At 50.8% G+C, this 10011-nt stretch carries 9 protein-coding genes; 3 read left to right on the forward strand and 6 right to left on the reverse strand.

Going from position 1 to position 10011, the window contains the following annotated elements; translation table 11 throughout:
- Window positions 1–380: response regulator transcription factor (locus tag CPT76_RS11885; protein ID WP_146116300.1), on the reverse strand; the 380-nt coding region annotated here is incomplete at its 3' end.
- 285 nt (window positions 381–665) lie between these two features.
- On the opposite strand from CPT76_RS11885, the gene CPT76_RS11890 reads away from it, so the two are divergent.
- Window positions 666–1310 carry a PadR family transcriptional regulator gene (locus CPT76_RS11890; RefSeq protein WP_105443067.1) on the forward strand — a complete coding sequence of 215 codons (645 nt, stop codon included), beginning with the start codon at window positions 666–668 and terminating at the stop codon, window positions 1308–1310.
- A gap of 199 nt (window positions 1311–1509) precedes the next feature.
- Here the strand turns inward: CPT76_RS11890 and CPT76_RS11895 are convergent, their stop codons facing one another.
- Complete coding sequence (locus CPT76_RS11895; RefSeq protein WP_105443068.1) at window positions 1510–2199, reverse strand: phosphotransferase enzyme family protein; 690 nt, start codon at window positions 2197–2199, stop codon at window positions 1510–1512.
- A gap of 287 nt (window positions 2200–2486) precedes the next feature.
- Here CPT76_RS11895 and CPT76_RS11900 point away from each other — a divergent pair, with 287 nt between their 5' ends.
- A complete protein-coding gene (locus CPT76_RS11900; RefSeq protein WP_105443069.1) occupies window positions 2487–4928 on the forward strand; it encodes an S-layer homology domain-containing protein in 2442 nt (813 codons plus the stop codon).
- A 162-nt stretch (window positions 4929–5090) separates the two neighbouring features.
- On the opposite strand, the gene CPT76_RS11905 is transcribed toward CPT76_RS11900, so the two are convergent.
- The 3 genes from CPT76_RS11905 to CPT76_RS11915 all read right to left on the reverse strand — a co-directional run bounded on the left by CPT76_RS11905 (window position 5091) and on the right by CPT76_RS11915 (window position 8396).
- The gene (locus tag CPT76_RS11905) at window positions 5091–5813 is read right to left on the reverse strand and encodes a GNAT family N-acetyltransferase (RefSeq protein ID WP_105443070.1); all 723 of its coding nucleotides are present in this window, start codon (window positions 5811–5813) and stop codon (window positions 5091–5093) included.
- A 33-nt stretch (window positions 5814–5846) separates the two neighbouring features.
- The gene (gene dhaK / locus CPT76_RS11910; RefSeq protein ID WP_105443071.1) at window positions 5847–7610 is read right to left on the reverse strand and encodes a dihydroxyacetone kinase subunit DhaK; all 1764 of its coding nucleotides are present in this window, start codon (window positions 7608–7610) and stop codon (window positions 5847–5849) included.
- Between the two features lie 363 nt (window positions 7611–7973).
- Entirely contained in the window at window positions 7974–8396 is a 423-nt protein-coding gene (locus CPT76_RS11915; protein ID WP_308737566.1) for a nuclear transport factor 2 family protein, read from the reverse strand.
- A gap of 259 nt (window positions 8397–8655) precedes the next feature.
- Here CPT76_RS11915 and CPT76_RS11920 point away from each other — a divergent pair, with 259 nt between their 5' ends.
- Window positions 8656–9522 (forward strand): SPL family radical SAM protein, encoded by an 867-nt coding sequence (locus CPT76_RS11920; protein ID WP_105443072.1) that lies wholly within the window; start codon window positions 8656–8658, stop codon window positions 9520–9522.
- 113 nt (window positions 9523–9635) lie between these two features.
- Here the strand turns inward: CPT76_RS11920 and CPT76_RS39545 are convergent.
- A partial coding sequence (locus CPT76_RS39545) for a Rossmann-fold NAD(P)-binding domain-containing protein (RefSeq protein WP_483870047.1) occupies window positions 9636–10011 on the reverse strand: 376 nt, incomplete at its 5' end.

Genomic DNA, 10011 nt, shown 5'->3' on the forward strand with positions numbered 1-10011 from the left:
AGTGTATCACTTGAGGTGCGCTGATAGCGGCGGAACAGTGCCTTGATGCGAAATACCAGTTCCTCCGGTTCAAACGGCTTGGTCAGGTAATCATCTGTTCCCCGTGAGTAAGCTTCTTCCTTGTCGGTTAGCTGGTCCTTTGCTGTCAGCATGATGATGGGAATATCGTAATTTTCTCGAATATATTCGCACAGCTCGTACCCGTCCATATATGGCATCATGATATCCACGACGGCGAGGTCCATGTCATGCCTGTCCATCATTTTGGCTGCTTCCATACCGTTCTCGGCTTCATAGACTTGATAGCCCTCTCTCGTCATGACGAACCTCAGCAATTCGCGGATATGACTGTCATCGTCCACAATCAGCAGTTGTCTCATCGAAACTCCCCCACTTCATACAACATTCGTAACGATCAATATATCAATAGGAGATGAACGGCATATGAACAAAACAATACAAAACTGCACATCCCTATGAATCCTCATCATTTCTGCCATCACTCATAAGAAGCAGCCATGATGAAAATAATAATCCTCTATTTTTTAAGAATACACAACATCTTGGATTTTCATTTTTAGCAAACTAACGGGGATTTGACAAAAAGCAAATCGAGACGCATAATATCTCTGCCAGAGATATTATTTTAAAGGAGTGCTTTGATATTGCATCGACAAGAGAATGAAGATGGAACAGCAGGCTCAAACCCCACAATGACGAATATAGAGCCTCTCGAACTTACGCCAACCGCCTGGTCGATCTTAGGTTTCCTCTCCTTGCATCCGAGAAGCGGCTATGAAATACGGGAGGCGGCAAAACGGTCGGTCCGCATGTTCTGGGGCATCAGCGATGGGCAGCTATATCCACAGCTGAAGGTACTTGAGTCGTTACAGCTTATTGAAGCTCCGCAAGGTGCCGAAGGACCAAGAGCCCGTCAACGGTGGCATCTCACGGATAAGGGCCGGAATGCTCTGCGTCAATGGCTGGCAGCTCCGTCTGCACCCATTCAGATCAGGGATGAGAATCTCGTTAAATTTTTATTTGCCAGTCGGGAAGGACCGGAAATGATCGTGAATCTGATCCGGGAACGCCGCGCTAGCTTTGAATGGATGCTGAAAACCATTCAGGAAATCCAGCCGGGCAGCTCATGGGATCGTCCGGATGACGTTTCGTCACTCCCAGTTCCCTCTATGCTCAAGCAATACGGAGCAGCGTATGTCCAAATGGTCCTGGATTGGTGTAATGAAGCAGAATCACAGCTTTTATCTTTATCGCTAAAAGAATCGCAAACAGAGGAGGAGCAGCCCTGATGTCCAATCATCGGAGAATCGAATCAACCAAGCCCCCAATCATCACGTTCGTGCAAATTCTGTTTTATGCCACAGCCGCAATCAATGGGATTAATGGCATTTATTCGTTGGGCAGCCCGGGAATGGTCAAGAAAGCGTTATGCGTGATCATGATCCTCACAGCAATCGCTTCGGTTTATATATACTGCGTCCTATCACTTCATAATACGCTCATAATCCCTTCGGGTGAAATAATTACGTTGCCTAATCCCAGATCTCCATGGACGAGACCTAACCGGCCGGAAGGGGCCTCAGCTGACGCAGCTAAAAGCTTGTTGATTTCCCGCAAGGTTTCATCAACGATGTCGACATCGAATCCTGTAAACAGGCCTAGGCTGAGTCCTTTCCGGACCGTTTCGGCCAGCCATTGATTGTAAGCCATCCCCTGGCTGGGCCGATTCTCCAGCGTTTTGTGATAGTATCCGCGAAAAAAAGTATGCAGCTCGCCGATTTGGCTGCCGAGTCTACGTACCAGTTCGGGGTGGCTGACATCCGTTTTATTGAGGTCCCTCCCCTCTAACCATGAGAGCATGGTGCAATTCAGCTGACGTCCATTATGCTCCATCACGGTGATCAAGCTCCCTTCCGAATTACGGATCGGGGTCTGGACACTAAGGCCGCTGTTATGGGATAGCTCCTCCAGCATGTGCAGTTCACCCAGCAGTCCTTCATAGGTGTGCTGCTTACCGGTCATCCCTTCTTGGAAAGGCTGATGGATTCGCAATACAAATTTGCGTCCGTCGCCCGCGTTTACCTTGTATGTCTCGTTTTCGTTATGCCGGAGAAAATCGAATGATGCCCTATGGATGCCAAACCTTTGTGCCAGCCGCTCCAAATCTTCGTTTGTCATGGATTGTACCTCGTTGAATTGGGATGAATGCTCTCTAATACCAAAAGACTACCATATGTCCAGCTGAACTTATAGATTGTTATCCGTAGTCCCTGCGAGTGTGCGAGCCCTATTTTTTTCGAACTATACTCTCCAGCTATGCGAATTCCGATATATTCTATAGCTAAATAGAATGAACTATCGAAATGAAGTTTACAGACTGCTAACAGAAGGCTAGATGCTCAGCTTTAGTTCAATCTATATAGAGACAGCACGACTTATTTCATGACGCAAATAGGAGGAATTTTATGAACAACCGCTCGAAGTACGCGGCAATCATTACCCTGATCTGGGCATTTCAAATGGTAACCTCTTCGGTTCTCCCCGAATCCGCATCCGCTGCAGACGATCCTCAACCTGCTGTCATCGTCAGCGAAGGAGGTGCGGCTGATGATTCATCCCCAAATACCAACCAAATGACGAATGCCAGCACACAGCCGCAGATTGCCACCAGTGACGGAACAACCAGCTTTAGAGCAGGGAATAATACAACTGCGACCCCCGTCTCCGTAGATTCGAATTTCTCCATCATGAATTCTGATACCCCCACTTTGTCCTCGGCTCAAGTTCGAATTACATCCGGGCTGCAATCCGGCGAGGACCTGCTTGGGTTTGTGAATAACAGTGCGACCCAATATGGCAATATCCTCGGAAGCTACGATTCAATTAACGGAACATTGACTCTGACCTCTTCCGGAGCATCAGCTACGATTACCCAGTGGCAGCAAGCCCTGCGAGCAGTTACATACTCGAATACGGCCATCACCCCCAACACGGTGAATCGCATCATCACGTTTATGGTGAATGACGGGACCGCCACAAGCAATCCCGCAGACAAAACGGTGACGGTGACAGCGGTCAACCAGACGCCGATGTTGACGACCACGGGCGGCACCTCAACCTTTAACGGGACTGCAGTAGCGATCGATTCCGGCCTTACCCTGTCAGACCTGGATAACAGGACGATGTCATCAGCCACGGTCTCGATTACGGGAAACTTTTTTTCAAATCAGGATATCCTTGCCTTTATAAACGACGGCTCGACTATGGGTAACATTACAGGGAGCTATAATACAGCGACAGGGACATTAACTCTGATATCATCCGGAGCATCGGCTACGATTGTCCAGTGGCAGCAAGCGCTGCGAGCGGTGACTTACTCCAATACATCCACAGGTCCGTATACAAGCATAAGAACCATTTCGTTCACGGTGAGCGACGGAATCACAAGCAGCAACTCCGCCACCAAGACGGTAAAAGTGTCCGCTCCTGGAGCCAACGAGCCGCCCGTTGTGACAACTAGTGCGGGTTCGTCTTCGTATACCGCCGGGACCATACCCGTCGATCCCCTACTATCTGTCACAGATCCCGATGATCAGACTTTGGCTTCCGGTCGCGTGTCTATCGTAAGCCCGTATCATGCCGGTAAGGAAGAGTTCCAGTTCACCAACGATGGAGCGACGATGGGCAACATCAGCGGCCGCTTCGATCCCGTTTCTGGTATGTTGACCCTGACATCAGAAAATGGAACAGCCACTGTTTCTGAGTGGGAGTTGGCCTTAAGAAGTGTAGCATACGTTAGCTCCGAAAATGCACCGGAGCCATCAGATCGAACCATCCGCTTTGTAGTAAGCGACGGCAACGATGAAAGCAATCAAGCCAATAAAGGCATAACGGTTCAGGGCTTGACACGCTTGAGTGTCAGTGCAAGCAGCTTAAATGTGGAGGTTGGCCAGAGTTCATCGGTCTTGTTGAAAGCTCTGTATTCGAATCAGACTGAAATCGACGTTACGAAGTCAGCAGTATGGAGCGCCGCTGATCCAGCGGTTGCCGAGGTTACCAACGGCGAAATAACCGGTAAGAGTGCGGGCACGACTGTGATCAAGGCAGTCTATGGGGGCAAGAGCGAATCACTGAATTTAAAAGTCGCAGCCAAGCCGGTCGTTTCTAACCCTTCCCAACCGGCAGATTCACCATCTGCACCAAGTCCGGCCACTGTACCGACGCCTACACTGACTCCAACTCCTACGCCAATACTGGAAATGCCGGAACCTTCGTTCCGGAAGTTTATCCGGGCAGAGGATATTGCTGCTTCGTTCCGCCACGCCTTGGCGATGAACCATCCGGAGAGATTTGCCGATACATACACGCATTGGGCGGCAAAAGACATCGCGGTGGCTTCCCGGCTTGGATTGGTCAACGGATATGGTAACGGAAGCTTCAAGCCGGACCTTCCGATTAGCCGGGCGGAAATCAGTGAACTGCTTGTCAGAGCTTTCGCGCTTCGGCAAGGGAATGAGGTCGTTACCTTCAGGGATATGCATGATCATTGGGCGGCTGAGTCCATAGGCATTCTGGCTTCCAATGGAATTGTCAAGGGCAATGCTGGCGGGCTTTTCCAAGCCGAGCGCAGCCTGACCCGGGCCGAAATGGCTCAAATGATGGCCAATCTGGCGGATTTATCTGAACTGGCCACCGGTGAAGCGCGCCATTTTACGGATATTACCGATTCATATTGGGCTAAGGATATCATCGGGCAAGCCGCAGCAGCCGGACTTCTCGAAGGCAGAGATGAGTCCCGTTTTGCCCCAAATGAACCCGTGACCCGGGCCGAAGCCGTCACGATGATTCTTCGGCTGTTAGGAACCGATGCAGAGCTCCGTTCACTGCTGCAGCAAAGCTCCAAATAACGGATACATGATGCCTGCAAACATGATTGCCGGCTAGCCGATAAATGCCTCTATAATCTAAGAGCGTGTTTCGAACAAGTCCAAACACGCTCTTTTTAGTTCATCGATCCTCTTGATTCCACAATCGTGTCCGCGAATCAACTAACGCCCTAATTACTTTTATTAATAAATCGAAAAATTCACGCCATAGAAAGAAAGCCCCATTTTCCCTGCGACTCGCTGAGAAGATAGATTATCCGATGAGGTGCTGTATAGCGGAGTACAGCCGAACTCCCGGACGGCTGCAGCCCATCCCGCCGACGCTGCAGCAGCATATCCCCTGCCCCGGAATTCTTCTAACGTTTCCAGCCCGGCTTCATGCGCCTTCGTACCAATGCGGACGCTGCGGCACACGGAGACGGCTCGGCCCTCTTGTACGACCGCAATGCAGGGCTGCGCATAGCTGATCTCGTCAGCGAGCCATTCGAATCCTTCCCGCGCAAGCTGCCTTACATTTTCCGGCGTGATTCGCTGCACATCCACGGATGGCTCTCTCGTTTCATTTTCAATAGAAAAGCAAGGCCCCATCGTCATCTTTTTACCTTGCAGCAGGTTCCAATAATCCTTCTCATGCTTCGGCCTGTCCTGAAAGTCAACGACCGCAGCCTCTTCGGCACACCAACTCTCCAGCTGTTTCACCAGTTGGTCAGGAACGTCGTGACGGAAACGCCAAACGTTCTTTCCCCCCGTCGTCCTCCCCAGGAAAAATCGCGGAGCCGGGTCTGAACCAGGCCAAGGTTCATTGACCAGATGCAGGCGTCCGCTGCGGTCATGGGTAAACATAGCCTCCGCATGATATTCCATTAGATCCCGGGCGGAGGGTTTGTTTTTAAGGCTATTATTCAAAATTTCATGCCCCCTTTGAGCGTTCATAGAATCTCACTGATCCGATGGTTTAAGGGAATGCGCGAGTTCGGTAAAAATTACGCCTAATGCATAGGCTCCCGCATCCGGGTAACCGATGCTCCGGTCGCCAACCGTTCCGGCTCTCCCCATCCGGGCCGCAATGTGCTCGGTTTGCTTGGCCCCCTCAACGGCTGCCTCTGCTGCGGACAGGCCTGCGCCGATCAGATCGGTGCCCTGCTCAGCCGCCTTAGTCCAGGCTTCGGCATAGGGGACAAGCGCATCGATCAGCGTTTTGTCACCCACAACGGCACCCCGTCCAAAGGAACGCTCACCCGTATCCTGAATTCCCTTCACGGCAGCACCCATCATGCCGGCGATGTCCGTAACGGACAGCTCGCTCCGATTCCCCGCAAATTTGCCTGCCGCCCGGAAGGCCGAACCCCATATCGGACCGGAGGCACCGCCGCAATGCTCCATAATGATTAGAGAGCAGGCATCAAGAAATCCTCCGATATCTTTCGCCTGGGAGGTGAGTTCCTCCCACTCGGATTTGAGCTGCTTAAACCCTTTGGCCACGCTCATCCCAAAGTCACCGTCACCGGCATGAGCATCCAGCTCGCAGAACGGAATTTCGTTTTCGATAATGACGCCGCTCATGCGATCAACCAGATAAATCAGGTTTTCCAGTGTAAGCTTATTGTTGTGTATGACTCCATGCGCTTCATCGGCAGTGGCGCCGAAGGATGCCGGGTGTCGGACGATCACTTCATCTGGTACGTACTGTACCGGCTCAAATGGTCCGCGGACGGTCAGAGCCGGCGTCTCGCAATCCTCGCTGAGCAGCTGCTTCAGCTGGGAATTCAGCTTCATGATCGACAGCGACGCGCCGGCCATATCAATGCTTGTCATATAGTTGCCAACGAATACTTTATACACAGTGACGTTCCGTGCGGCAAGCTCACGCATGACCGCATGGTTCAGCAGGTACAGCTCCTGCAGCGGCGTGCCGCCGAATCCGTTTACCAGGACGGCCACCTCCGCGGGAGCACTGTCGCTGATACGCAAGCTTTCCAGCAGCTCGGCAACCATTCGGGAAGCCAGTTCGTCAGCCGTGATCAGTTTCTCCCGCCGGATGCCGGGCTCGCCATGGATGCCGACGCCGTACTCCATTTCCTGATCACCGATCTCAAACGTCGGACTGCCTTTGGCCGGCACTGTACATGACGTGAGCGCAAACCCGATGCTTTTCACATTATCGACTGCATTCTGGGCGGCCTGCTTGACTTCTTCCAGCGGTAAGCCTGCTTCCGCAGCGGCTCCTGCGATTTTATGTACGAGCACCGTTCCGGCAACGCCTCTTTTGCCGACGGTATACAAGCTGTCTTCAACGGCGATATCGTCATCCACCTTCACGTAGTCGACTTTAATGCCGTCTTCGGCAGCGAGGTGGGCCGCATTTTTAAAGTTCATGATGTCGCCGCTATAGTTTTTAATAATCAGCAGCGTCCCCTTCTTGCTCGCAGAAGAGCGGATCGCCTGGTACACTTGAATCTGGGACGGGGAAGCAAACACGTCGCCGCAGACGGCTACATCCAGCATTCCTTTGCCGACGAAACCCGCATGTGCCGGTTCGTGGCCGCTGCCGCCGCCGCTGATCAGCGTCACCTTATCCTGCTGGATCACTTTTTTCTTGATGATGTTGTATTTACGGATATACTCAAGCTCAGGGTAGGCCAATACGAGACCGCTGCACATTTCCGCAACGAGTGTCTCGGGTCTGTTCATGATTTTCTTCATGGGATCGCATCCTTTCTTAAAACTCTCCAACACTCTATAACCATTATACCGTTGCTGACACCGATTTTAATGGATACGTCGTACGATTTCATCGGCCACCCCCGAATATCCTGCTTCTTCAACATGAATTGCCGCAACCGAATACCTGTAATAAATGCAAAAAAAGCCCGGCTGTATGCCGGACTTTCTAAAACAACTGAATTTTTTCGTTACTCGCTTTCAGGCGCTATCCGGATCGCCCGGTTCATCAAGACCGGCATAGTCGATCTGTGATTCTCACCTGGGAATTCCTCGTAACGGGTCTTGAGGCCCTGCGAGGCGTACGGAGACAATCACCGGCCATTCCGATCAGGGATTCAGCTCTCAGTAGTTTTTCAGCGGCATCCCGACAAATTCATGGAAGGACCTGATCCGTTCGTCTTCAAATTCAAACACGACGGTAAGTACATTGTGATAAGGTTGGTTACTGAGCAGACCTTCTGCTCGAAAAACGACCACTCCGTACTGAGGATCAAAGAGCTGAAACTGCGGGGTTAACGCTACTTGCAGCACTTCCTTTTCAAATTGGACCAACTCGATGAACCGCTGCCTTCCGAACTGCGGTTCTTTCCATTCGTCGTACGGCAAGGGTACGCAAAAACGGAAATCGTCTGTCACAAGCGTGAGAAAATCCGCCGTTTCACCGTATTCAAATGCGGTTCGAAACGCTTCAAATGCCCTTCCGCAGGTCGTGTTGGCATCCCAAGCAGCTGTAAGGGGCTTCCCGAAATCAATATCCATTCTCATCATTATTTCTCCTTATTGGCAGTATTATCGTCTCGTCGAATCAAATGAGAAGACACGCTCAGGATACGAAATAAACAAGACAGATGATGGCTTATTTTCCGAAAAAAATGAATTAGTTGAAAATCAATTTGCGAATGCGACTTCACCTGCTTTATATGGCTATAATGATGATTACGTAATATTTATTATGTTAACCAAAGCGAGTTCACTCCCTAAACCTCCGCCACATCGGTTACAATATGGGAAAGGAGCTGTGGATATGAACATCGAAACGAAGGAAATCACGGCCAAAACCATCCTCACCGAAGTAAAAGGATACTTGGATGTGGGGTTCACCCACTCGTTAAATTCATACAGCGGCTGTGCCTTTGCCTGCAAATACTGTTATGTAAGGGAAATGCCCATCCAGAAATTTAAAGACATGCCCTGGGGAACCTGGCTGGAGGTCAAAACGAATGCGGCTGAAAATTACCGCAAGGAGATATTAAAGCTGCGGAAGAAAAACAAACCGGTTCATATTTTTATGTCATCCGCCACCGATCCTTATCAGCCTATAGAACGCAAAGCGGGCATAACCCGGGGAATTCTCGAGGAAATGATCAGCGATCCGCCGGATTCGCTGCAAATTCAAACGCGCGGACCGCTCATCACAAGGGACATTGACTTGTTGACTCAGCTTAAGGACAAATGCGAACTGCTGGTATCGATGACAGTGGAGACTGACCGGGAGGATATGAAGCAGGTCTTTGCCCCGCAGGCACCTGGTATTCGCATCCGTCTTAGTGCCTTACAGGAAATTCATGATGCTGGAATCCGAACGCAGGCATCCATCTCGCCGGTACTGCCGTTCACGCCTGATTTCCCCAAGACTTTAAGCGGAATTGCAGATTACGTGTGGATCGATACATTACTGATTGGAGACGGTATGCTCGGTAAACGTTCAGCCAGACTGGGGATGCCAGCTCTTTTTGAGGAGCACGGATTAACCCCTTGGTACGACAGAGATATCCATCTTCGGGTATTGAAGTACTTCCAAAAACACTTTCCGCCGGACCGGATTCGCGTTTCCAAAGAGGAAGCTTTCCCGATGAAACAGACGGAAACTAAGAGAGATGAACACGAGTGAGACCACCAGATTTCACACCAGTAAAAAAGCTGCAGACCGGGTCATAAAAGACCTGTTGGTTCTGCAGCTTTCTTCATTCCATATTAAGATCTAGGCCAACGATTGATGCTCACTTATTTAAGCCCGCTTACAATCTGATCCAGTGCTTCTACTATAGGCGTTAAAGGACGTCCAAGCAGCTTCTCAAAATCCTGGCTTTCGATCTCAAGCTGCCCCTCACGGATCCCCTGCTGAATGCCTACAACGATCGGGAGGGCAAACTCCGGAACTCCTGCTTGTTTCATGATGTCAGCATATTGTTCGTCGTCGACCTGCTGGAGCGGTACCTCTTTACCCAACACATTGCCCAGCGCAGTCACCAGTTCCGCTTGTGTCAGCGGTTTGCCAGACAGCTCGTACACGGTGTTCTCATGACCTTCCCCCGCTAAAACAGTTGCAGCCGCTTCTGCATACTCCTGCTGCAGCGCCCAGCCAACCTTGCCGGATTCT

This window comes from Paenibacillus sp. AR247 (assembly GCF_002968895.1).
Classification (GTDB): Bacteria; Bacillota; Bacilli; order Paenibacillales; family Paenibacillaceae; genus Paenibacillus_AQ; species Paenibacillus_AQ favisporus.

Excerpts from the sequence above, each read along its gene's own strand:
- CPT76_RS11900 (WP_105443069.1), top strand. The coding sequence starts at position 2,487 with ATGAACAACCGCTCGAAGTACGCGGCAATCATTACCCTGATCTGGGCA.
- CPT76_RS11920 (WP_105443072.1), top strand. The coding sequence starts at position 8,656 with ATGAACATCGAAACGAAGGAAATCACGGCCAAAACCATCCTCACCGAA.
- CPT76_RS11915 (WP_308737566.1), bottom strand. The coding sequence starts at position 8,396 with ATGAGAATGGATATTGATTTCGGGAAGCCCCTTACAGCTGCTTGGGAT.
- CPT76_RS11895 (WP_105443068.1), bottom strand. The coding sequence starts at position 2,199 with ATGACAAACGAAGATTTGGAGCGGCTGGCACAAAGGTTTGGCATCCAT.
- dhaK (WP_105443071.1), bottom strand. The coding sequence starts at position 7,610 with ATGAAGAAAATCATGAACAGACCCGAGACACTCGTTGCGGAAATGTGC.